Annotated in this window: 23 protein-coding genes; 17 read left to right on the forward strand and 6 right to left on the reverse strand. The window is 72.1% G+C overall.

Annotated elements, in window-relative coordinates; all coding sequences use genetic code 11:
- Nucleotides 1–4: 4 nt before the first annotated feature.
- Nucleotides 5–496 (reverse strand): SRPBCC family protein, encoded by a 492-nt coding sequence (locus FHR36_RS15620; RefSeq protein ID WP_253797834.1) that lies wholly within the window; start codon nt 494–496, stop codon nt 5–7.
- 173 nt (nt 497–669) lie between these two features.
- On the opposite strand from FHR36_RS15620, the gene FHR36_RS15625 reads away from it, so the two are divergent.
- From FHR36_RS15625 to hutI, 6 genes are all read left to right on the forward strand, one after another.
- Complete coding sequence (locus FHR36_RS15625; RefSeq protein ID WP_253799467.1) at nt 670–1077, forward strand: hypothetical protein; 408 nt, start codon at nt 670–672, stop codon at nt 1075–1077.
- Between the two features lie 105 nt (nt 1078–1182).
- Nucleotides 1183–1563, forward strand: a complete 381-nt coding sequence (locus tag FHR36_RS15630; RefSeq protein WP_253799469.1) for an SHOCT domain-containing protein — start codon at nt 1183–1185, stop codon at nt 1561–1563.
- 84 nt (nt 1564–1647) lie between these two features.
- Nucleotides 1648–3303 (forward strand): urocanate hydratase, encoded by a 1656-nt coding sequence (hutU, locus tag FHR36_RS15635; protein ID WP_253799294.1) that lies wholly within the window; start codon nt 1648–1650, stop codon nt 3301–3303.
- 17 nt (nt 3304–3320) lie between these two features.
- Nucleotides 3321–4511, forward strand: a complete 1191-nt coding sequence (locus FHR36_RS15640; RefSeq protein WP_253799296.1) for an allantoate amidohydrolase — start codon at nt 3321–3323, stop codon at nt 4509–4511.
- The gene (locus tag FHR36_RS15645) at nt 4496–5848 is read left to right on the forward strand and encodes a formimidoylglutamate deiminase (protein ID WP_253797835.1); all 1353 of its coding nucleotides are present in this window, start codon (nt 4496–4498) and stop codon (nt 5846–5848) included. Before FHR36_RS15640 ends, FHR36_RS15645 begins: the two co-directional genes overlap by 16 nt.
- Before the next feature lie 118 nt (nt 5849–5966).
- Nucleotides 5967–7133 (forward strand): imidazolonepropionase, encoded by a 1167-nt coding sequence (gene hutI, locus FHR36_RS15650; protein ID WP_253797836.1) that lies wholly within the window; start codon nt 5967–5969, stop codon nt 7131–7133.
- 80 nt (nt 7134–7213) lie between these two features.
- Here the strand turns inward: hutI and FHR36_RS15655 are convergent, their stop codons facing one another.
- Nucleotides 7214–8722 carry a peptide MFS transporter gene (locus tag FHR36_RS15655; protein ID WP_253797837.1) on the reverse strand — a complete coding sequence of 503 codons (1509 nt, stop codon included), beginning with the start codon at nt 8720–8722 and terminating at the stop codon, nt 7214–7216.
- A 388-nt stretch (nt 8723–9110) separates the two neighbouring features.
- Between FHR36_RS15655 and FHR36_RS15660 the strand changes: the two genes are divergently transcribed.
- Entirely contained in the window at nt 9111–9785 is a 675-nt protein-coding gene (locus FHR36_RS15660; RefSeq protein WP_253797838.1) for a response regulator transcription factor, read from the forward strand.
- Nucleotides 9786–9796: 11 nt separating this feature from the next.
- Nucleotides 9797–11041, forward strand: coding sequence for a sensor histidine kinase (locus tag FHR36_RS15665; protein ID WP_253797839.1), 1245 nt, complete (start codon nt 9797–9799; stop codon nt 11039–11041).
- Nucleotides 11042–11069: 28 nt separating this feature from the next.
- Here FHR36_RS15665 and FHR36_RS15670 read toward each other — a convergent pair whose 3' ends face one another.
- Nucleotides 11070–11591 (reverse strand): GtrA family protein, encoded by a 522-nt coding sequence (locus tag FHR36_RS15670; RefSeq protein ID WP_253797840.1) that lies wholly within the window; start codon nt 11589–11591, stop codon nt 11070–11072.
- 151 nt (nt 11592–11742) lie between these two features.
- On the opposite strand from FHR36_RS15670, the gene FHR36_RS15675 reads away from it, so the two are divergent.
- Genes FHR36_RS15675 through FHR36_RS15690 form a run of 4 tightly spaced genes read left to right on the forward strand, consistent with a single transcriptional unit; the run spans nt 11743 to nt 15479 of the window.
- Nucleotides 11743–12861, forward strand: a complete 1119-nt coding sequence (locus FHR36_RS15675; RefSeq protein ID WP_253799298.1) for a 5-(carboxyamino)imidazole ribonucleotide synthase — start codon at nt 11743–11745, stop codon at nt 12859–12861.
- On the forward strand, nt 12858–13379 hold the full coding sequence (purE, locus tag FHR36_RS15680) for a 5-(carboxyamino)imidazole ribonucleotide mutase (protein WP_253797841.1): 522 nt from the start codon (nt 12858–12860) through the stop codon (nt 13377–13379). Before FHR36_RS15675 ends, purE begins: the two co-directional genes overlap by 4 nt.
- A 37-nt stretch (nt 13380–13416) precedes the next feature.
- A complete protein-coding gene (locus FHR36_RS15685) occupies nt 13417–14592 on the forward strand; it encodes a dipeptidase (protein ID WP_253797842.1) in 1176 nt (391 codons plus the stop codon).
- A gap of 47 nt (nt 14593–14639) precedes the next feature.
- The gene (locus FHR36_RS15690; RefSeq protein WP_253797843.1) at nt 14640–15479 is read left to right on the forward strand and encodes a MerR family transcriptional regulator; all 840 of its coding nucleotides are present in this window, start codon (nt 14640–14642) and stop codon (nt 15477–15479) included.
- A gap of 6 nt (nt 15480–15485) precedes the next feature.
- Here FHR36_RS15690 and FHR36_RS15695 read toward each other — a convergent pair whose 3' ends face one another.
- Nucleotides 15486–15893, reverse strand: a complete 408-nt coding sequence (locus FHR36_RS15695) for a CoA-binding protein (protein WP_253797844.1) — start codon at nt 15891–15893, stop codon at nt 15486–15488.
- Between the two features lie 42 nt (nt 15894–15935).
- Complete coding sequence (locus FHR36_RS15700; RefSeq protein WP_253797845.1) at nt 15936–17276, reverse strand: UDP-glucose dehydrogenase family protein; 1341 nt, start codon at nt 17274–17276, stop codon at nt 15936–15938.
- 224 nt (nt 17277–17500) lie between these two features.
- On the opposite strand from FHR36_RS15700, the gene FHR36_RS15705 reads away from it, so the two are divergent.
- Entirely contained in the window at nt 17501–18673 is a 1173-nt protein-coding gene (locus FHR36_RS15705; protein WP_253797846.1) for an LCP family protein, read from the forward strand.
- Between the two features lie 79 nt (nt 18674–18752).
- Nucleotides 18753–19934, forward strand: coding sequence for an acyl-CoA dehydrogenase family protein (locus FHR36_RS15710; protein WP_253797847.1), 1182 nt, complete (start codon nt 18753–18755; stop codon nt 19932–19934).
- A gap of 89 nt (nt 19935–20023) precedes the next feature.
- Here the strand turns inward: FHR36_RS15710 and FHR36_RS15715 are convergent, their stop codons facing one another.
- The gene (locus tag FHR36_RS15715; protein ID WP_253797848.1) at nt 20024–21448 is read right to left on the reverse strand and encodes an LCP family protein; all 1425 of its coding nucleotides are present in this window, start codon (nt 21446–21448) and stop codon (nt 20024–20026) included.
- A gap of 160 nt (nt 21449–21608) precedes the next feature.
- Between FHR36_RS15715 and FHR36_RS40295 the strand changes: the two genes are divergently transcribed.
- The 3 genes from FHR36_RS40295 to FHR36_RS15725 all read left to right on the forward strand — a co-directional run bounded on the left by FHR36_RS40295 (nt 21609) and on the right by FHR36_RS15725 (nt 23349).
- Nucleotides 21609–21686 (forward strand): putative leader peptide, encoded by a 78-nt coding sequence (locus tag FHR36_RS40295; RefSeq protein ID WP_380232169.1) that lies wholly within the window; start codon nt 21609–21611, stop codon nt 21684–21686.
- A gap of 70 nt (nt 21687–21756) precedes the next feature.
- Nucleotides 21757–22323 (forward strand): NADPH-dependent FMN reductase, encoded by a 567-nt coding sequence (gene ssuE, locus FHR36_RS15720; RefSeq protein ID WP_253797849.1) that lies wholly within the window; start codon nt 21757–21759, stop codon nt 22321–22323.
- Between the two features lie 255 nt (nt 22324–22578).
- A complete protein-coding gene (locus FHR36_RS15725; protein WP_253797850.1) occupies nt 22579–23349 on the forward strand; it encodes an ABC transporter ATP-binding protein in 771 nt (256 codons plus the stop codon).

Here is a 23349-nt window from a genome sequence, read left to right on the forward strand (position 1 = left end):
GTTGCTACGACCGGCCCGGGCGTTCCAGGGCGGCCTTCAGGCGGGCCAGGGTGGTCCGCATGCCGGCCCGGTTGACCCGCGCCCGGTCGGCGGGGCGGGTGGCGGTGAAGACCAGTCCGAGCAGCTCGGCCGGACGCCGGCCCCGGCCGGTGCGCAGGTCGCGCCAGTACTCCGTGACCAGCGTGGAGCCGTCCCCGGTCGGCTCGAAGCGGTAGCCCCAGAGCGCCACCGGCAGGCCGAACGTCCCCACCCGGAACGCGAACTCCCGCCCCGGCGCGGCGACCGTCACCCGGCAGGTGGTGAACCACACCAGCGGCCCCTTGCGGTTGAAGCCGACGAACCGCGCCCCGGTCGGCAGCGGCCCCGACCGCGACCAGACCGCCCGGCACTCCGGGCTCCACTCGCCGGTCCGCCGCACCTCGGCCACCGCGCCGTACGCCGCGGCCGGTTCGACGGCCACCACGACGCTCTCCTCGACGGTCCACTCGCGTTCCACAGCGGTCCCTCCCACGTTCGACCGGGTTCCCCGGGAATCTACCGCCGAGTAGCCCGCGGCGGGCCGGATCGCGGTGACCGTATCGTCACGTTGCCGACCGGCCCGCAGCGGGCATCCCCTCCACAGGAGCTGAACGGCTGGACGGGGGGTCCGCGATGCGTCCGATCCATCAGATGAGACTGACCGGCAGACTCGGCTCGGGTGCGGACGAGTGGTCCTGCCCGGCGTGCGGGCGGCGGATCGCGCTGCGCCGGCCTCCGCACCCGGAGATCACCGTGCTCGACCCGGGCGACGAGGGCGCCGTCCACATCGGGGTGCTGGAGCCCGACTCCGCCGCCGCGGCCGCGGCCGCCGAGAAGTACGGCGTGGGCCCGATCCAGGAGATCCCGCGCCCGCCCCGCACCGCCGGCTCCCGGCGCCGCGACCGCGCGGCCGCGGCCGAGTCCGGCGCCGGGTCCAACTCCGATTCCGGCTCCGAGGCGACCGGGTCCGACTCCGAGCCCGATGCCGAGCCGGACGCCGCCGACCGCCGCTGGCTCGCCGAGATCGGCATCGACTGGGACGGCGACGAAGCCGCCTGACCGTCCGCCCGCGCCGTTTCTCATCCGCCATCGGCTGCGGTCCACCACCTGCCCGGCGCAGACTGGAAAGCGCTCGGTCGTGCGCTCCCTGGCAGGTGATCGAGGATGAGGCACTACTGGAACCACGGGCCCCACGGCGGTTGGTCGTGGGTGGTGCCCGGCATCACCGTTCTGCTGCTCTGGCTGGTGCTGGTCGCCGTGCTGGTGCTGCTGTGGCGGATCCTCTCGCGCCGTGGCGGCGCGGCCGCCGCGGCCCCGCCCTGGGGCCGTGCGCCGGCAGCGCCCGGTGCGGAGCAGACGCTGGCGGAGCGGCTCGCCCGCGGCGAGATCGACGTGGACGACTACCACGCGCGGCTGGCCGCCCTGCGCGCCACCGGCCCCCCGCCCCCAGCCGGGGCCGCCCCACCACCACCGGACCATCCCCCCGAGCCGCCACCCCCCGGCCCCCCACCCCCCGAGCCGCCACCCCCCGGCTCGTACCCCTAGCCAGCCCGATCCTGTTTGGATATATTCAGTCGCGTAGGCACTGAATGAAATCATCCGCAAGGAGGCTGGGCCATGGCAGAGCAGGTGAGCGGACCGCGCGAGGTGCGGGCGGCACGGGGCACGAAGCTGACGGCGCAGGGCTGGCAGCAGGAAGCCGCCATGCGGATGCTGATGAACAACCTCGACCCCGAGGTCGCCGAGCACCCCTCCAAGCTGGTGGTCTACGGCGGCACCGGCAAGGCGGCCCGCGACTGGCGCTCGTACGACGCCATGGTCCGCACCCTGCAGAACCTGAAGCAGGACGAGACCATGCTGGTCCAGTCCGGCCGCCCGGTCGGCGTGATGCAGACCCACGAGTGGGCGCCGCGGGTGCTGATCGCCAACTCCAACCTGGTCGGCGACTGGGCCAACTGGGAGGAGTTCCGCCGCCTGGAGTCGCTGGGCCTCACCATGTACGGCCAGATGACCGCCGGGTCCTGGATCTACATCGGCACCCAGGGCATCCTCCAGGGCACGTACGAGACCTTCGGCGCCGTCGCGGCGAAGAAGTTCAACAACACCCTCGAGGGCACCATCACCCTCACCGCCGGCCTCGGCGGCATGGGCGGCGCCCAGCCGCTGGCCGTCACCATGAACGGCGGCGTCGCGATCTGCATCGACTGCGACCCGTCCCGGATCGCCCGCCGGATCGAGCACCGCTACCTGGACGTCGAGGCGAAGAACCTGGACCACGCGCTCCAGCTCGCCACCGAGGCCCGGGACAAGAAGCAGCCGCTCTCGATCGGCCTGCTGGGCAACGCCGCCGAGCTGTTCCCGCAGCTGCTCGCGATGGACGCGCCGATCGACATCGTCACCGACCAGACCAGCGCCCACGACCCGCTGAGCTACCTGCCGATCGGTGTCGACTTCGACGACATGGCCTCCTACGCGGCCGAGAAGCCGGAGGAGTTCACCCAGCGCTCGCGCGAGTCGATGGCCCGCCACGTCGAGGCGATGGTCGGCTTCCAGGACCGCGGCGCCGAGGTCTTCGACTACGGCAACTCGATCCGCGGCGAGGCCCAGCTCGCGGGCTACGACCGGGCGTTCGCCTTCCCGGGCTTCGTCCCGGCGTACATCCGCCCGCTGTTCTGCGAGGGCAAGGGCCCGTTCCGCTGGGCCGCGCTGTCCGGTGACGCGCAGGACATCTACAAGACCGACAAGGCCGTGCTCGACCTCTTCCCGGAGAACGAGTCGCTGCACCGCTGGATCAAGATGGCCCAGGAGAAGGTCCACTTCCAGGGCCTCCCGGCGCGCATCTGCTGGCTCGGCTACGGCGAGCGCGACAAGGCGGGCGAGCGCTTCAACGACATGGTGGCGAGTGGCGAGCTGTCCGCCCCGATCGTGATCGGCCGCGACCACCTGGACTGCGGTTCGGTCGCCTCCCCGTACCGCGAGACCGAGGCGATGCTCGACGGCTCGGACGCCATCGCCGACTGGCCGCTGCTCAACGCCATGGTCAACGTGGCCTCCGGCGCCTCCTGGGTCTCCATCCACCACGGCGGCGGCGTCGGCATCGGCCGCTCGATCCACGCCGGTCAGGTCACCGTCGCCGACGGCACCGCGCTGGCCGGCGAGAAGATCCGCCGGGTGCTCACCAACGACCCGGGCATGGGCGTCATCCGCCACGTCGACGCCGGCTACGACCGGGCCGTCGAGGTCGCGGACGAGCGCGGCGTGCGCGTCCCCATGGGCGAGCTGTGACCGACACCTTCGAAGGGATGTGGGCGGAGCTGCTCCCGGTGGGCCGCTCCGCCTCCTCCGGCGGCTACCGGCGGTTCGCCTGGAACTCCGCCGACGCCGAGTGCCGCGCCTGGTTCGAGGAGCAGGCGCGGGCCCGCGGCCTGACGTACGAGCTGGACCGCAACGGCAACCAGTGGGCCTGGCTCGGCGACCCGCAGGCCGGCGGCGCCGTGGTGACCGGCTCGCACCTGGACTCCGTCCCGGACGGCGGCGCCTTCGACGGCCCGCTCGGCGTGGTCTCCTCCTTCGCCGCCCTGGACGAACTCCGCGCCCGCGGCGCCGAGTTCGCCAAGCCGCTGGCGATCGTCAACTTCGGCGACGAGGAGGGCGCCCGCTTCGGGGTGGCCTGCATCGGCTCCCGGTTGACGGCCGGCGTGCTCTCCCCGGAGCAGGCGTACGAGCTGCGCGACGCCGACGGCGTCCGGCTGCCCGACGCGATGGAGCGGGCCGGCTACGACCCGACCGCGATCGGTGCCGACACCGACCGGCTCGGCCGGATCGGCGCCTTCGTCGAGCTCCACGTCGAGCAGGGCCGCTACCTGGCCGAGGACCGACCGGTCGGGGTGGCCAGTGCGATCTGGCCGCACGGCCGCTGGCGCTTCGACTTCCACGGCGAGGCCAACCACGCCGGCACCACCCGGATCGAGGACCGCCGCGACCCGATGCTGACCTTCGCCAACACGGTGCTGTCCGCCCGGAAGAAGGCCGGCCTGGCCGGGGCGCTGGCCACCTTCGGCAAGGTCGCCGTCGAGCCGAACGGCACCAACGCGATCGCCTCGCTGGTCCGCGGCTGGCTGGACTCCCGGGCCGCCGACGAGGCCACCCTGACCGCGCTGGTCGCCGAGATCGAGCGCGCGGCGTCGGAACGTGGCGAGCGTGACGGCGTCCGGGTCGAGCTGACCCGCGAGTCCTACACCCCGGTGGTCGACTTCGACGGCCCGCTGCGCGACCGGCTGGCCAAGGTCCTCGGCGGCGTCCCGGTGCTGCCCACCGGTGCGGGACACGACGCCGGAATCCTCGCATCGGCCGTCCCGACCGCCATGCTGTTCGTACGTAACCCGAGCGGTGTCTCGCACTCCCCGGCCGAGCACGCCGAGGTCGCCGACTGCCTGGCCGGCGTCACCGCCCTCGCCGACGTACTGGAGGACCTCGCATGTCAGCCGTCGTGACGTACTGGGCCGAACACGCCTGGCTGCCGCACGTCAACGGCCCGGTCGTGGAACGGGACGTGCTGATCGCCGTCGGCCCGGGCGGCCGGATCGCCAAGGTGACCCCGGACAGCGGGCCCTGCCCGTCGGGCGCGATCCGGCTCGGCGGTCTGGTGCTGCCCGGCCACGCCAACGCCCACTCGCACGCCTTCCACCGCGCGCTGCGCGGCAACGTGCAGGTCGGCTCCGGCACCTTCTGGACCTGGCGCGACACCATGTACCGGTTCGCCGGCGCGCTCGACCCGGACAGCTACCTGGAGCTGGCCACCGCGGTGTACGCCGAGATGGCGCTGGCCGGCATCACCGCCGTCGGCGAGTTCCACTACCTCCACCACGCGCCGGGCGGCGTCCGCTACGACAACCCCAACGCGATGGGCGAGGCGCTGATCGAGGCCGCCCTGCGGGCCGGCATCCGGATCACCCTGCTCGACACCTGCTACCTCTCCTCCGGCTTCGGCGCCGAGCCGACCAAGCCGCAGCTGCGGTTCAGCGACGGCGACGCCGACAGCTGGGCCGAGCGGATCAGCGAGCTCAAGCCCGCCGAGCACGCCCGGATCGGCGCCGCCGTGCACTCGGTCCGCGCCGTCCCGGCCGAGCAGCTGGGCACCGTCGCGCACTGGGCCGTCATGCGCAAGGCCCCGCTGCACGTCCACCTCTCCGAGCAGACCGCCGAGAACGACGCCTGCCTCGCCGCGCACGGGGTCACCCCGACCCGGCTGCTCGGCGACCACGGCGTGCTCGGCCCCCGCACCTCGGTGGTGCACGCCACCCACCTGACCGACGAGGACATCCACCTGCTGTCGGACACCTCGACCGTCGTCTGCATGTGCCCGACCACCGAACGGGACCTCGCCGACGGCATCGGCCCGGCCCGCCGCCTGGCGAGCTCCGGCTGCCCGATCACCCTCGGCAGCGACAGCCACGCCGTCATCGACCCGTTCGAGGAGGCGCGGGCGCTGGAGCTCGACGAGCGGCTGCGCACCCGCACCCGCGGGCACTGGACCGCCAACGCGCTGCTCCGCGCCTCCACCGAGGACGGCCACGCCTCGCTCGGCTGGTCCGAGGCCGGCCGGATCGAGGCCGGCTCGCTCGCCGACTTCTGCGCCGTCGCCCTCGACACCGTCCGCACCGCCGGTCCCCGGCCCGCGCTCGGCGCCGAGATCGCCGTCTTCGCCGCCTCCGCCGCCGACGTCCGCCACGTGGTGGTCGGCGGCCGCCACATCGTCAAGGACGGCGTCCACCAGCTCGTCCCGGACGTACCGAAGGCACTCGCCGAAGCCATCGCCGCCCTGCAATAAACGTTCACCCCTGAAGGGGCGCGAGGAACTGCGCGCGGCGGAAGGCTTCGACGTGTGCCCTCCCGCTGCGCGCAGTTCCTCGCGCCCCTGGGTTGACCAATCCTGAAGGATCACCCAGTTGAGCCTCCTCATCACCAACGTCGGCAGCCTGGTCACCAACGACCCCTCCCACGGCACCGGCCCGCTGGGCCTCCTCGCCGACGCCGCCGTGGTCGTCGAGGGCGAGCGGATCGCGTGGGTCGGCCCCGCCGCGTCCGCGCCCGCCGCGGACGAGCGGTTCGACGCCGCGGGCCGGGCGCTGCTGCCCGGCTTCGTCGACTCGCACGCCCACCTGGTCTTCGCCGGCGACCGCACCGCCGAGTTCAACGCCCGGATGTCCGGCCAGGCGTACACCGCCGGCGGTATCCGTACGACGGTGGCGGCCACCCGCGCCGCCACCGACGCCGAGCTGGACGCCAATGTGCTCCGGTTCGTCACCGAGGCGCTGCGCCAGGGCACCACCACCGTGGAGTGCAAGTCCGGCTACGGCCTCACCGTCGAGGACGAGGCCCGCGCGCTGCGGATCGCGGCCGCGCACACCCCGGAGACCACGTACCTGGGCGCGCACGTGGTCGCCCCCGAGTTCGCCGACGACCCGGCGGGGTACGTCGACCTGGTGACCGGCGCGATGCTGGACGCGTGCGCCCCGCACGCCCGCTGGGTGGACGTGTTCTGCGAGCGCGGCGCCTTCGACGGCGACCAGGCGCGGGCCGTGCTGACGGCCGGCGCGAAGCGCGGCCTGCTGCCGCGGGTGCACGCCAACCAGCTGTCGTACGGCCCCGGCGTGCAACTGGCGGTCGAGCTGGGCGCGGCGTCGGCGGACCACTGCACCCACCTGACCGACGAGGACGTGGCGGCACTCGCGGGCAGTGACACGGTGGCGACCCTGCTGCCCGGCGCCGAGTTCTCCACCCGGGCCGCGTACCCCGACGCCCGGCGGCTGCTGGACGCGGGGGCGACGGTGGCGCTGTCCACCGACTGCAACCCGGGCTCCAGCTTCACCACCTCGATGGCGTTCTGCCTGGCGGTGGCCGTCCGCGAGATGGGGATGACCCCGGACGAGGCGGTGCACGCGGCCACCGCCGGCGGCGCCCGCGCGCTGCGCCGGACCGATGTCGGCACGCTCGCCCCCGGCGCCCGCGCCGACCTGCTGCTGCTGGACGCGCCGTCGCACGTCCACCTGGCCTACCGTCCGGGCGTCCCGCTCACCGCGGCGGTCTGGCGCGCGGGCGTCCGCGCCGTCTGAGCGGTCCGCACCGAACGCGACGGGAACGGCCCGGCACCCACCAGGGGTGCCGGGCCGTTCCCGTCATGCGTCGTGGTGCGTCAGTGCACGTCGCCCATCAGCTTGACGACGCGCTTGCGGTACATCGCGAGGCCGACGCCGGCGAGGATCGCCATCACGCCCTGGACGGCGAAGTACCAGGTCGAGCCGACCACGCTGTCGCCGAGGCCGAGCTGGAAGATGGCCGCGACGCAGTCGCCGGCGGTGACGGCGAGGAACCAGACACCCATCATCTGGCTGGCGTACTTGGCCGGGGCCAGCTTGGTGGTGACGGAGAGGCCGACCGGGGAGAGGGTCAGCTCGCCGACGGTCTGGATCAGGTAGACCAGCGCCAGCCACAGCGGGGTGACCTTGGTGCCACCGGCGGCGGCGGCCATCGCCAGCATCATGACCAGGAAGGAGCCGCCGATCATCAGCAGGCCGAAGGCGAACTTCATGGTGGTGCTGGGGTTCTTGCCGCGGCGGGCGAGCGCCACCCACAGCCAGGCGAAGACCGGGGCCAGCGCCATGATGTAGAGCGGGTTCAGCGACTGGAACCAGGTGGACGGGAAGTGGATCCCGGCCAGGGTGGACGCGGTGTTGTTGTCCGCGAACAGGCTCAGCGTCGAACCGGACTGGTCGTAGATCATCCAGAACACGGCGGCGGCCACGAAGAACCAGATGTAGCCGCTCATCTTGGACTGCTCGGCCTGGTCGAGGTCCTTGTCGCGCTTCACCTTGGCGAAGACGAAGATCGGGATCGCGATGCCTGCGATGGACAGCGGCCAGATCGCCCAGTTGATGGTGAAGTGGCCGGTCAGGGCGACGATGCCGTAGAAGACCACGGCCAGCGCCAGCCAGAGGCCCGCCTTGCGGAACACGGCGCGCTTCTCGGCGGCCGGGATCGGCGAGGTGACCACGTCGCTCTGCGGGCTGAGGTGGCGGGTGCCGAACAGGAACTGGGTCAGGCCGAGCGCCATGCCGATGCCGGCGAGGGCGAAGCCGAGGTGCCAGTTCACGCTCTGGCCGACGGTGCCGATGACCAGCGGAGCGGCGAAGGCACCGAGGTTGATGCCCATGTAGAAGATGGTGAAGCCACCGTCGCGGCGCGGGTCGTTCGGGCCGTCGTAGAGGTGGCCGACCATGGTGGAGATGTTGGCCTTGAGCAGGCCGGAGCCGACGGCGATGAACGCCAGGCCGACGAAGAACGACACGCTCATCGGCACGGCCAGCATGAAGTGGCCGGCCATGATGATCACGCCGCCGACGGCGACGGTCTTGCGCGCGCCGAGGAAGCGGTCCGCGATCCAGCCGCCCGGCAGGGCGAGCAGGTAGACCATGGCGGTGTACACGCTGTACACGGCTGCGGCGACGGCCGCCTTCATGCCGAGCCCGCCGTCCGCGACGGCCGCGGTCATGTAGAGCACCAGCAGGGCACGCATGCCGTAGTAGCTGAAGCGCTCCCACATCTCGCTCATGAAGAGAGTGGCGAGGCCCCGGGGGTGCCCGAGGAAGGTCTTGCCGCTGGCGGGGGCCGGCTTGAGGCCGGGCTCCAGGGTCGTAGACGCCATGTGTAGTGGTTCCTTGCCTGACTTCGTCCGCCAAGGGGGGTGGAGGCGGACGGGGACTCAGCCACTGTACGTGTCGTGTTTGCCTGACATGTGCCGACAAAAGGCACAATTTAGGTAAAGCACCCCAATGGGCGAGTGTGACATTCGTTGGCCGGAGAGCGAATCTTCCTTCGAACCAAAGGCCCAACGCTAACATTTTCACCCGAGGGCCTCGCAAACCGGCTTCGGCGCGGACCTGGCAGCCCGTGGATAACGATCACGCTCTGTGAACTACTTCACAGCATCACTCGGCCGCCCGGGGCCCCTCGCCACCCCCGCAGGTCATGCGGAGGTCAAGGCCGCCATCGCCCTCTGATCAGGGACGGCGCGGCGGTCTACCATCCCCCTTATGACCTGTGTGCTGCTGGCCGAGGACGACCCGGCAATCTCCGAACCGCTGGCCCGCGCCCTGCGCCGCGAGGGCTATGAGGTGCTCGTCCGCGAGGACGGCCCGGCCGCCCTGGGGGCCGGCCTCAGCGAGGACGTCGACCTGATCGTCCTCGACCTCGGCCTGCCCGAGATGGACGGCCTGGAGGTCTGCCGCCGCCTGCGGGCGGACGGCAAGAGCTTCCCGGTGCTGGTCCTCACCGCCCGGGCCGACGAGGTCGACACCGTGGTCGGCCTGGACGCCGGCGCCGACGACTACGTCACCAAGCCCTTCCGCCTTGCCGAACTGCTCGCCCGCGTCCGGGCCCTGCTCCGCCGCGGCAACGTCGACCAGCTCACCACCGGTGCGCACGGCGTGAAGATCGACATCGAGTCGCACCGCGCCTGGCTCGGCGACGAGGAGCTCACCCTCTCCGCCAAGGAGTTCGAGCTGCTCCGGGTCCTGGTCCGGGACGCCGGGCGGGTGGTCACCCGCGAGGAGATCATGCGCCAGGTCTGGGACACCACCTGGTGGACCTCCACCAAGACCCTCGACATGCACATCTCCTGGCTGCGCAAGAAGCTCGGCGACGACGCGGCCAACCCCCGCTACATCGCCACCGTGCGCGGCGTGGGCTTCCGCTTCGAGAAGAACTAGGCACCACCGGCGTGAAGCGCAGGATGATCAACTCACTGCTGGGCGTCGTCCTGGTGGTGGTCGCGGTGTTCTGCGTACCGCTGGCCCTGATCGAGAAGCAGTCCATCGTCAACGCGGCCAACGACCGGGTCGACGCCGCCGCCGTCCGGGTGCTCGGCCTGGTCGAGAGCCGGCTCGCCGCGGGGGAGCCGGTCACCGGGGAGAAGTTCGCCGCCCAGGTCACCGACGGCTCCTTTGTCACCGTCGACATCCCCGGCCAGCCGCTGATCGCGGCCGGCCGGCCGGTCGACGGACCGGCGCTGACCGCCACCGAGGAGGGCGCCAGCGGGGAGACGGTCACCGTCTCGCAGTCCCGCACCGACGTCGACCACGAGATCGGCAACATGCTGCTGCTGCTCGGCGTGGTTGCGCTGCTCGCCGTCCAGGCCGCGGTGGCCCTCGCGGTCTGGCAGGCCAAGCGCCTCGCCCGGCCGCTCACCGACCTCGCCGAGACCGCCGAACGGCTCGGCTCCGGCGACCCCCGCCCGCAGGGCCGCCGCTACGACGTCCCCGAACTCGACCGGATCGCCGAGGTGCTGGACACCAGCGCCGAACGGATCGCCCGGATGCTCACCGCCGAGCGCCGGCTCGCCGCCGACGCCTCCCACCAGCTGCGCACCCCGCTCACCGCGCTCTCCATGCGCCTGGAGGAGATCACCGCGCTCGCCGAGGAGCCGGACACCGTCCGCGAGGAGGCCACCATCGGTCTCCAGCAGGTCGAGCGGCTCACCGACGTGGTCCAGCGGCTGCTCACCAACCAGCGCGACCCCAACAGCCCGACCGCAGTCACCTTCCAGCTCGACGACGTGATCAAGCAGCAGGTGGAGGAGTGGGGGCCGACCCTGCGCGAGGGCGGCCGCCGGCTGGTGATCGAGGGGCTGCAGGGCGCCGAGGTGATCGGCACCCCCGGGACGGTCGCCCAGGTGCTGGCCACCCTGATCGAGAACTCGCTCATGCACGGCGACGGCACCATCACCGTCCGGGTCCGCCGCTCGGGCACCTCGGTGGTCACCGAGGTCCAGGACGAGGGCGCCGGCGTCCCGCCCGCGCTCGGCAACCGGGTCTTCGAACGCGCGGTCAGCGGCCGCAACTCCACCGGCATCGGCCTCGCCGTCGCCCGCGACCTCGCCGAGGCCGACGGCGGGCGCCTGGAACTGCTCTCGCTGCACCCGCCGGTCTTCGCCCTGTTCGTGGCGCACAGCCGCGAGGACGACTGAGCGACTGGCTGCGGCAGGCCCGCCGGGCTCAGTTGGTGTACGCGGGCCGGTCCTCGGCGGCCAGCAGCAGCTCGGCCTCGGCCACGATCTCCGGCTCCTCCAGGTCGGGCAGCGCCTTGAACACCCAGGTGCGGTAGGAGACGAACCGGAAGACCGTGGCCACCGCCAGGCCGGCCACCTTGGCGCCCAGCTGCTCGTAGTGCGAGTCCAGGCCGAGCACGTACACCGAGAAGCCCAGCACACCGGTCTCGATCAGCATGCCGATGCCGCTGAACAGCAGGAACAGCGTGATCTCGCGCTTGCGGGAGGCTGCGTCGCGGTCCTTGTACAGCCAGTAGCGGTAGCCGAGGTAGTTGGTGGCGATCGCCACCACGGTCGCCGCGATGTTGGAGCGCAGCGACGCCAGGCCCAGCCCGTTGACGCAGATCCAGAACACCGCGAAGTTGACGACCACGCCGGAGAGGCCGATCAGGGCGAAGCCGACCGCCTCCAGGGAGACGCCTCGCATCCGCTGGTTCAACGAGGGGCGCGGCTCCGTGCTGGTCGTCATCGCGGCGGTCTCCGTATCGGCGCAGGAACGGGAGAGCGGAAATTCCGGCTCGGCCAACCAGGCTACCCGCGTGGATACGGCACCTCCTACCCGCCCGGATATCCTGGGCTGCGTGACTCACCCGGGCAACACAACCTTTCCAGTGGTCGGCATGATCGGCGGCGGGCAGCTCGCCCGCATGGCACACCAGGCGGGGATCCCGCTCGGCATCCGGTTCAAGCTCCTCGCGGACACCCCCCAGGACTCCGCCTCGCAGGTCGTCGGCGACACCGTCCTCGGCGACTACCGCGACCTCGACACCCTCCGCCGCTTCGCGTCCGGCTGCGACGTGGTCACCTTCGACCACGAGCACGTACCGACCGAGCACCTGCGCGCGCTCCAGGCCGAGGGCATCGCCGTCCGGCCCGGCCCCGACGCGCTGGTCAACGCCCAGGACAAGGGCGTGATGCGGGCCAGGCTGGACTCCATCGGCGTCCCCTGCCCCCGGCACCGGATCGTCGCCGACCCGGCCGACGTCACCGCCTTCGCCGAGGAGGGCACCGGCTACCCGGTGGTCCTGAAGACCGTCCGCGGCGGCTACGACGGCAAGGGCGTCTGGGTGATCGACAGCGAGGCCGAGGCCCACGCCCCCTTCCTGGCCGGCGTCCCCGTGCTCGCCGAGGAGAAGGTCGACTTCGTCCGCGAGCTGGCCGCCAACGTGGTCCGCTCGCCCAGCGGCCAGGCCGTCGCCTACCCCGTGGTGGAGAGCGTCCAGGAGAACGGCGTCTGCGCCGAGGTCACCGCGCCCGCCCCCGACCTGGACCCGGCGCTGTCCGACGAGGCCCAGCAGCTCGCCCTGCGGATCGCCGGCGACCTCGACATCACCGGCCACCTCGCGGTCGAGCTGTTCCAGACCCGCGACGGCCGGATCCTGGTCAACGAGCTGGCCATGCGGCCGCACAACTCCGGTCACTGGACCCAGGACGGCGCGGTCACCTCGCAGTTCGAGAACCACCTGCGGGCCGTCCTCGACCTCCCGCTCGGCGACCCCCGCCCGCGCGCCAAGTGGACCGTGATGGTCAACGTGCTCGGCGGCGACTACCCCGACATGTACCACGCCTTCCTGCACTGCATGGCCCGCGACCCGGGCCTGAAGATCCACATGTACGGGAAGGACGTGAAGCCCGGCCGCAAGGTCGGCCACGTCAACGTCTTCGGGGACGACCTCGACGACGTCCGCGAGCGCGCCCGTCACGCGGCCGCCTACCTGCGAGGAACCATCACCGAATGACCACTCCCCTTATCGGCATCGTCATGGGCTCGGACTCCGACTGGCCCGTGATGGAGGCGGCCGCCCAGGCCCTCGACGAGTTCGAGGTCCCCTACGAGGTGGACGTGGTCTCCGCCCACCGGATGCCCCGCGAGATGGTCGCCTACGGCGAGCAGGCCCACGCCCGCGGCCTCAAGGCGATCATCGCCGGCGCCGGCGGCGCCGCCCACCTGCCGGGCATGCTCGCCTCGGTGACCCCGCTGCCGGTCATCGGCGTCCCCGTCCCGCTGCGCTACCTCGACGGCATGGACAGCCTGATGTCGATCGTGCAGATGCCCGCCGGCGTGCCGGTGGCCACCGTCTCGATCGCCGGCGCCCGCAACGCCGGCCTGCTCGCGGTCCGGATGCTCGCCGCCTTCGACCGCGAACTCGCCGAGAAGATGGTCGAGTTCCAGGCCGAGCTGAACAACCAGGCCACCGAGAAGGGCCGCAAGCTGCGCGCCAAGGTCGCGGGCAGCTCCTTCGGCTTCGGCAAGTAGCTTCAGCGCGTCGTCCGGCGCGTAGTAGAACGGGGGCATGACCCCCGAACTGCTCGACCGCGCCAGGGCCGTCCTCCGCAACACCCCCGTGGTGGACGGCCACAACGACCTCCCCTGGGCGATGCGCGCCCAGGCCGGCTACGACCTCGACGCCGTCGACCTGACGGCCGACCAGAGCAGCCGACTGCACACCGACTTCGCCCGCCTCACCGCCGGCGGGGTCGGTGCGCAGTTCTGGTCGGTGTACGTCCCGGCCGAGTTGGCCGGCGACCACGCGGTCAGCGCCACGCTGGAGCAGATCGACTTCGTCCGGATGCTCACCGAGCGCTACCCCGACCGGCTGCGCCTCGCCCTCACCGCCGACGACCTGGAGCAGGCCCGCGCCGAGGGCCGGATCGCCTCCCTGATGGGCGCCGAGGGCGGCCACTCCATCGACTGCTCGCTCGCCACCCTGCGCGCACTCCACCGGCTCGGCGTCCGCTACCTGACGCTCACCCACAACTCCAACCTCCCCTGGGCCGACTCCGCCACCGACGAACCCGTCGCCGGCGGGCTCACCGCCTTCGGCGAGGAGGTCGTCCGGGAGATGAACCGGCTCGGCATGCTGGTCGACCTCTCGCACGTCTCCGCCGACACCATGCGGGCCGCCCTGCGGGTCAGCGAGGCCCCGGTGGTCTTCTCCCACTCCTCCGCCCGCGCCGTCTGCGACCACCCGCGGAACATCCCCGACGACGTACTCGCCCAACTCCCCGCCAACGGCGGCGTGGCGATGGCGACCTTCGTCCCCAAGTTCATCCTGCCCGCCGCCATCGAGTGGACCCTCGCCGCCGACGCCAACATGCGGGCCAACGGCTTCCACCCGCTGGAGACCACGCCCGCCGCGATGGACGTCCAGCGCGCGTACGAAGCCGCCCACCCCCGCCCGCTGGCCACCGCCGCCACCGTCGCCGACCACCTCGACCACATGCGCGACGTCGCCGGCATCGACCACATCGGCATCGGCGGCGACTACGACGGCACCGCCTTCACCCCGGCCGGCCTCGACGACGTCGCCGGCTACCCCAACCTGATCGCCGAACTCCTCCACCGCGGCTGGTCCGAGACCGACCTGGGGAAGCTCACCTGGCACAACGCCGTCCGCGTCCTGCGCGACGCGGAGACGGTCGCGGCGCGCCTGCAGGCGACGCGGCGGCCCTCGATCATGAAGGGCTGACTCCGGCCCGTGTACGTCTTGACCTTGACCCTGGGGGAGACGGGAGCGTGAACGTCGTGGAGGACGACGAACTCCTGGCCATCGGCGCGTTCGCCCGCCGGGCCAGGCTCTCGCAGAAGGCCCTGCGCCTGTACGACCGCCAGGGCCTGCTGCCGCCCGACCGGGTCGATCCGGTCACCGGCTACCGGTACTACCGGGCGAGCCGGTTGGCCGAGGCACGCCTGATCGTGCGGTTGCGCGGGCTGGACATGCCGCTGGCCACCGTCGCCGAGGTGCTGGCCCTGCCGGGCGAGCAGGCGGCGGAGGCGGTCGCCGGGTACTGGGAGTCCGTCGAACGGCGGCTCGCCGCACAGCGCGAGCTCGCCGCCTACCTCCGCATCCAACTGTCAGGTGATGAGGGGATGATGGACATGTACGAGATCCAGCAGCGCGAGGTGCGGGAGCAGCTGGTGCTGATCGAGCAGCGCAACGCCAGGCCGGAGGACCTGCCGACGTGGATCCCGGCGGCGACCGACCGGCTGGTGGCGCTCGCGGCGCAGCACGGGGGAGTGTTCGACCACCCGTTCGTGGTCTACCACGGCGAGGTGACCGAGGACAGCGACGGTCCGGTGGAGGTGTGCGTGCCGATCGACCCGGCGCGGGCGGCCGAGGTGACGGCGGCGCACCGGATCGAGCCGGCGCACCGCGAGGCGTACACCCGGATCACCAAGGCGCAGGTCCAGTACCCGCAGATCCTGGCCGCCTACGACGCCGTCCACCACTGGATCGGCAAGCAGGGCCTCGACGTCGGGGCCGATCCCCGCGAGGTCTACTTCGCCGACTGGGGCCCGGCCGGCCCGGCCGACGAGGTCTGCGACATCGCCTTCCCGATCGGCGTGCAGCCCTAGCGGACCCTAGAGCAGCGGCAGCTCGATCGCCGGGCACTTGTCCATGACCATGTCGAGTCCGGCGTCGGTGGTGCGCTGGTAGGCGGCCTCGTCGATCACGTCGAGCTGGAACCAGACCGCCTTGGCGCCCACCGCCACGGCCTGGTCGGCGATGTCGCCGGCCAGGTCGGAGTTGACGAAGACGTCGACCACGTCGACGGGGAAGGGGATGTCGGCCAGGGTGGCGTACCCGGGCTCGCCGAGGACGGTCTCCGCCTTCGGGTGCACCGGGACCACCCGCTTGCCGGCCCGCTGCAGCACCCGGGCGACGCCGTGCGCGGCGCGCCGGGTGTTGTTGGACAGCCCGACCACCGCCCAGGTGTCGCCCGTCTCCTTGAGGATCCGCCGGACCGTCGCGTCGTTGCCGTAGCTCATGGACGGTTCAACGACCCGGCGGCCCGGCTCATTCCGGGCCGGTCACTCCCCGGGGCGGCCCATCGCCCGGTAGCTCCAGCCGGCGGCGCGCCAGCGGGGGCCGTCGAGCACGTTGCGCCCGTCGAGCAGCCGGCGCTCGGCGACCACGGCGCCGACCTCGGCCGGGTCGAGGTCGCGGAACTCCTGCCACTCGGTCAGGTGCAGCACGACATGGGCGCCCTCGCAGGCCTCCAGCGCGCTGTCCGCGTACGCGAGGCTGGGGAACATCTTGCGGGCGTTGTCCACGGCCTTGGGGTCGTAGACGGTGACCTGGGCGCCCTGGAGCTGGATCTGCCCGGCGACGTTGAGCGCCGGCGAGTCGCGGATGTCGTCCGAGTTGGGCTTGAAGGCGGCGCCGAGCACGGCCACCCGGCGGCCGAGGAAGCCGCCGCCGCACTGCTCGCGGGCCAGCTCGACCATCCGGGAGCGGCGCCGCATGTTGATCGAGTCCACCTCGCGCAGGAAGGTGAGCGCCTGGTCGGCGCCGAGCTCGCCGGCCCGGGCCATGAAGGCACGGATGTCCTTGGGCAGGCAGCCGCCGCCGAAGCCGAGGCCGGCGTTCAGGAACTTGCCGCCGATCCGCTCGTCGTAGGAGAGCGCCTTGCTGAGCTGGACCACGTCCGCGCCGGCGCTCTCGCAGACCTCGGCCATCGCGTTGATGAATGAGATCTTGGTGGCCAGGAAGGAATTGGCGGCGGCCTTCACCAGCTCGGCGGTGGCGAAGTCGGTGACGACGAACGGGACGCCCTCGGCGACCGGGGTCGCGTACACCTCGCGCAGCAGCTGCTCGGCCCGCTCGCTGCGGACGCCGACCACCAGCCGGTCGGGGTGCAGGGTGTCGCCGACGGCGTAGCCCTCGCGCAGGAACTCGGGGTTCCAGGCCAGCTCGGCGCCCTCGCCGGCCGGGGCCAGCACGGCGAGCCGCTCGGCCAGCCGACCCGCGCTGCCGACCGGCACGGTGGACTTGCCGACCACCAGGGTGGGCCGGGCCAGGTGCGGGGCGAGCGAGTCCAGGGCCGCCTCGACGTAACTCATGTCGGCGGCGAACTCGCCCTTGCGCTGCGGGGTGTTCACACAGATGAAGTGGACGTCGCCGAACTCCGCGACCTCCTCGTAGGAGGTGGTGAAGCGCAGCCGGCCGGTCGAGCCCTCGTGCCCCGGGACGTGCTTCACCAGCAGTTCGGCCAGTCCGGGCTCGTACATCGGGACCCGGCCCGCGGAGAGCATGGCGATCTTCTCCGGGTCGATGTCCAGGCCGAGCACCTCGAAGCCCAGCTCGGCCATGCACGCGGCGTGCGTCGCGCCGAGGTAGCCGGTACCGATCACGGTGATGCGGAGGGCCACGTGCTTCCCCTTGTCGCTCGGGTGGTCGGGCCGCCTGTGGGTGCCGGCGACCGCAGCCACCGATGGTATCCGCCCGCCAGGGCGCTGCGAAGGCGCGCGGGATGCACCGGGGGCGCCCATCGGTGGTCCGGCGGATAACGAATCGGGGTACGGAGCGTTTCGGCCGCGTCCGGAGTTTGCCAAGCCGCCGGTGGGCGGCGGCCTTCGGCGGAACAATGCCGCACATGGATGCGAAGGAGCACGAGGACGAACCGACCGGACTGAGCCTCTTCGACGACCCGGACGATCCGGACGACCCCGACGAGGACGGCTCCGACGGCTCCGACGGCCCCGAGGGGTCGGACGGCTCCGAGCAGGCCGAGACGCGCCGCAGGCGCCGTAGCCGCCGCCTGCTGGTGTGGACCCTGGCGGTGCTGCTGGTCCTGCTCGGGGGCGGTGTCGGCGGCCTCTACTGGACGGCCGAGCACTACGCGTCCTCGGTCGAACGCATCCCGAACGCGTTCCCCACCGTGCCGGAGTCCGAGCAGCCGAAGCCGGTCCCGCACGCCGGTCAGACCTTCCTGCTGGTGGGCCTGGATGCCCGCTCGGACGTCCCCACCACCGGCGCCACCGCCAAGGCCCCGGCGTGGAAGGAGGGTGCCCAGCGCAGCGACACCATGATGCTGATGCACATATCGGCCGACCGGAAGAGCGTCGCGGTGGTCTCGATCGCCCGTGACACCTGGGTGGACATCCCCGGCCACGGCAAGTCGAAGATCAACGCCGCCTACTCCTGGGGCGGTCCGCCGCTGATGGTGCAGACCGTGCAGAACCTCACCGGCATCCGGATCGACCACGTCGCGGTGATCGACTGGAACGGTTTCAAGGCGCTCACCGACGCCGTCGGCGGAGTCGACATCACCATTCCCAAGACCATCGAGGCGCGCGGCGACGCCCGCCAGTGGGACCAGGGCACCCACCACATGGACGGCGCCGAGGCCCTGCTGTACGTCCGCGAGCGGCACGGCCTGCCCAACGGCGACCTGGACCGCACCAAGCGCCAGCAGAACTTCCTGCGCGCGCTGATGAACCAGACCATGAACTCCGGCACCCTCTCCAACCCGAGCCGCCTCGCCGGCCTGCTGCAGAGCGTCGGCGACGTGGTCAGCGTCGACGACCGGCTGAGCAACACCGACCTGTACGACCTGGGCTGGAGCATGCGCGACCTGCGGGCGGACGGCGTCCGCTTCATGAACGCGCCGTTCGGCGGCTACGGCGACGAGGGCGGCCAGGCCGTGGTCTACCTGGACAGCGGCGCGGCCGACCCGCTCTGGGCGGCGATGCGAAATGACCGGATGGACGACTACCTCGCCCAGCACGCGACCAGCAGCGACACCCTCGGCGAGTCGGTCCGCTGACCCGGGTCGGGTCCCGAAACGCCCGGCCGGTCCCTATATTGGATCTACTTAACGGTAATTAACCTGAGGGGCGAGACAGATGGCGGGCAACTCCGGAGCGGACTTCGACCTTTTCCGTCTCTCCGAGGAGCACGAGATGCTCCGGGAGTCGGTGCGTTCGCTGGCGGAGGCGAAGATCGCGCCGTTCGCCGCGGAGGTGGACGAGCAGGGCCGCTTCCCGCAGGAGGCGCTGGACGCGCTGCAGGGCAACGACCTGCACGCGGTGCACGTGCCGGAGGAGTACGGCGGCGCGGGCGCGGACGCGCTGGCCACCGTGCTGGTGATCGAGGAGGTCGCCCGGGTGTGCGCCTCGTCCTCGCTGATCCCCGCGGTCAACAAGCTCGGCTCGCTGCCGGTCCAGCTGTCCGGCTCGGAGGAGCTGAAGGCCAAGTACCTGGGCGCGCTCGCCCGCGGCGAGGGCATGTTCTCCTACTGCCTGTCCGAGCCCGAGGCCGGCTCCGACGCCGCCGGGATGAAGACCCGCGCGGTGCGCGACGGCGACTTCTGGGTCCTCAACGGCGTCAAGCGGTGGATCACCAACGCCGGCGTCTCCGAGTACTACACCGTCATGGCCGTCACCGACCCCGAGCTGCGCTCGCGCGGCATCTCCGCGTTCGTGGTCGAGAAGGCCGACGAGGGCGTGTCCTTCGGCGCCCCGGAGAAGAAGCTCGGCATCAAGGGCTCGCCGACCCGCGAGGTCTACTTCGACAACGTCCGGATCCCCGCCGACCGCATGATCGGCGCCGAGGGCACCGGCTTCGCCACCGCGATGAAGACCCTCGACCACACCCGCGTCACCATCGCCGCCCAGGCCATCGGCATCGCCCAGGGCGCCCTCGACTACGCCAAGGGCTACGTCAAGGAGCGCAAGCAGTTCGGCAAGGCCATCGCCGAGTTCCAGGGCGTCCAGTTCATGCTCGCCGACATGGCCATGAAGCTGGAGGCCGCCCGCCAGCTCACCTACGCCGCCGCCGCGCGCTCCGAACGAGTGTCGAGGGCCCAGCGCACCGACGGCGACCTGACCTTCTTCGGCGCCGCGGCCAAGTGCTTCGCCTCGGACGTGGCGATGGAGATCACCACCGACGCCGTCCAGCTGCTCGGCGGCTACGGCTACACCCGCGACTACCCGGTCGAGCGGATGATGCGCGACGCCAAGATCACCCAGATCTACGAGGGCACCAACCAGGTCCAGCGCATCGTCATGGCCCGCAACCTCCCGTAGTCTCCCGCAGCCCCGACCGGGCCGCACTGCGCGACGAAGACCGCCCCTCCGGATGTGTGTCCGGAGGGGCGGTCTTCGTCGCGCGGGCCTCACTTGGTGTCGGGCACCGCCGTGTCGTTCTTCAGCGCGTCGAAGACCGCCTTCGACTTGGTCGGGTCCCACTTCACCGCGGACTCGCCGGTCGGGGTGTGGAAGTCCGGGTTGCCGATCGGCACCGTGATGGACTTCCCGTCGCCGCTGGTGACGCCCTTCATCGACAGGAACAGCGAGCCGAGGTCGGTCAGGCCGGCGTCGTCGTCCACGATCAGGGTGCCGAGGCCGGAGGAGACCATCGGGTAGAAGGTGAACGGGTCGAGCAGGGCGGCCGGGGAGGCGGCCTGCTTCGCCAGTGCGCTGAGGAACTTCTGCTGGTTGCGCATCCGGCCCAGGTCCTGGTCGGCCATCTGGTGCCGCTGCCGGACGAAGGCCAGCGACTGCGCGCCGGTCAGGGTCTGGCAGCCGGCCTTCAGGTTGAGGCCGGAGTCCTTGTCGGAGACGTCCTTGTCGATGCACATGTCCACACCGCCGACCGAGTCGACGATGCCGACGAACCCGGCGAAGCCGATCTCCGCGTAGTGGTCGATGTGGAGGCCGGTGTTGGTCTCGACGGTCTGCACGAGCAGGCGGCCGCCGCCGGTGTTGAAGGCGGCGTTGATCTTCCGGGTGGCGGCCGGGACGGTCTTGCCGCTGCCGCTGGTGTCCGTGTGCTGCGGGATCTGCACCCAGGAGTCGCGCGGGATCGACATCAGCGTGTTCCCGTGGTCGCCCACGTGCAGGATCATCATCGAGTCGCTGCGCTTGCCCTCGGCGGAGCCGGTGTGCAGCGAGTCCTCCTGGGCGTCGGTGAGCCCCTGGCGGCTGTCCGAGCCGACGATCAGCCAGTTGGTGCCCTTGCCGGCGGCCGGCCGGCCGGGGTAGTCGGCCAGCACGTTCTCGTGGTTGAGCTTGGAGTCCGCCCAGAAGTAGGTGCCGACACCGGTCGCGATCAGCGCGCCGACCAGCGCCAGCAGCGAGACCTTGACGATCCGGCGGCGCGGCCAGCGCGAGCGGGCGGCCGCACCGGGCGCGGCCGGTCCGTTCGGACCGCCGGGCGCGGCGGGCCCCTGCGGCGGCTGCCCCTGGCCGGGACGGCCGTACGGTGCCTGCCCGGGGACCACCGGCTGCCCGTACCCGGCCGGCCGGCCCTGCTGCCCGCCCTGTGCCTGCCCGCCCTGCGCCTGCCCGCCCTGGGCCTGCCCGGCCATCGGGTCGACCAACGTCCGGTCGAGACCGCCGCCGGCCCCGCCCGCCTGCGGGGGTCGGCCAGCTCCCTGCGCCGGCCGGGAGAGCGGCACACCCGGCCCGCGCGGGTTCAGCCCCGGGGGCAGCGGCGGCTCCGCGGATCCGCCGCCGTAGCCCTGACCGGCGTCGCCCCGACCCGCGCCGCCCCGACCGTTCGAGCCGCCGCCCGGGCGGTCCTCCTGCCAGTTGTTCATGGGGGGAAGGATGCCCGAAACCGGTGGTCCCCAGTGGTCCGGGGACCCGTGCAGGGCCTGTTGTAGCCGTTTTGATGCAGGGGGCGGACGGTTCCGCGCAATGTTCACCTGACGGAACCAACCTTGACCCGCCGAAACCGCCCGTGCTTGCATTTCCGGCATGGAGCAGCGCGAGATCCTCACCCGTCGACGCCACGTCGACCTGGGAAGAGTGTCCGGTTCGCTGTGTCGTGGCTGAGCCCGCCCGCCGCCCGACACCCCTCCCGCCCCGGTGCCCCGAAGGCACCGACCACCCCGAGGTGAACTCCATGGCCACCGTCCTGTCCGTCTCCGGCTCGCCGTCCCGGACCTCCCGCACCACCCGGCTGCTGCGCCACGTCGACGCCCGGCTCGCCGCCCACGGGCACGAGGTGATCCCGCTGGAGGCACGCGAGCTGCCCGCCGAGGCGCTGCTCGGCGCCGACACCTCCCACCCCGAGCTGGCCCGCGCCCTGGAGCTCTTCGAGCAGGCGGACGGCGTGGTGATCGGCACCCCGGTCTACAAGGCCGCCTACTCCGGCCTGCTCAAGGCCCTGCTGGACGTGCTGCCGCAGTACGGGCTGCGCGGCAAGGCAGTGCTGCCGCTGGCCACCGGCGGCTCCACCGCGCACGTGCTCGCGGTGGACTACGCGCTGCGGCCGGTGCTGAGCTCCATGGGGGCCGGGCACGTCACCCAGGGCTGGTTCGTTCTCGACCGTGACATCACGGTGCGGGAGGACGGCTCCACCGCGATCGAGCGCGAGACGGACGTGCTGCTCACACCGGTGGTGGACGCCTTCGCGGCGGCGCTTCCCCGGCCGCTCCGGGTGCCCGCGCAGGCCGCCGCCCGGGCCTGACCCCGAGGGCGTCCCCCTGGTCCCCTAGGGGTAGCCCGCGCGCAGCCCGTACATCTCCCGGTGTCCCCCCTTCCTCCCGGGGGACGATGACCCGCCGACCGGCCATCTCCTACGGTGGTGTCCAACCCCGCAGACCCCCCGCCGGATGGTGGTGCTGGCACCAGTCCCAAGACGGATGCCTCCACCATTCCGCGGCCCGGGTCGCAGCCGCCAGGCTTGGGGCGAACGGGTGGACACCACATTGAGGAGATTCCAGTGACGACGGCAGCGAAGGCCGTGCAGACAACCGGTACCACCGCGGCATCCGCGCGGCAGGTCACCAAGACGTACGGTGCCGGGGAGACCCGGGTCACGGCGCTGGACTCGGTCGATGTGGACATCCAGCGGGGCCGCTTCACCGCGATCATGGGTCCGTCCGGCTCCGGCAAGTCGACCCTGATGCACTGCCTGGCCGGGCTCGACACGGTGACCGAGGGGCGGATCTGGATCGGCGACGCCGAGATCACCGGGCTGAAGGACAAGCAGCTCACCAAGCTCCGCCGCGACAAGATCGGCTTCATCTTCCAGGCGTTCAACCTGCTCCCGACCCTGAACGCGCTGGAGAACATCACGCTGCCGATGGACATCGCCGGCCGCAAGCCCGACAAGGCCTGGCTCGACCAGGTGGTCGAGACGGTCGGCCTCGCCGACCGGCTGAAGCACCGCCCGACCCAGCTGTCCGGCGGCCAGCAGCAGCGCGTCGCGGTGGCCCGGGCGCTGGCCGCCCGACCGGAGATCATCTTCGGTGACGAGCCCACCGGCAACCTCGACTCCCGCTCCGGGGCCGAGGTGCTGACCTTCCTGCGCCGCTCGGTCGACGAGCTGGGCCAGACCATCGTGATGGTCACCCACGACCCGGTCGCCGCCGGCTACGCGGACCGCGTGCTGTTCCTCGCCGACGGCGCCATCGTCGACGAGATGCTCGCCCCCACCGCCGACTCCGTCCTCGAGCGCATGCGCCGTTTCGACGGCAAGCGCACCAGCTGA

This window comes from Kitasatospora cinereorecta (assembly GCF_024172095.1).
Lineage (GTDB): Bacteria > Actinomycetota > Actinomycetes > Streptomycetales > Streptomycetaceae > Kitasatospora > Kitasatospora cinereorecta.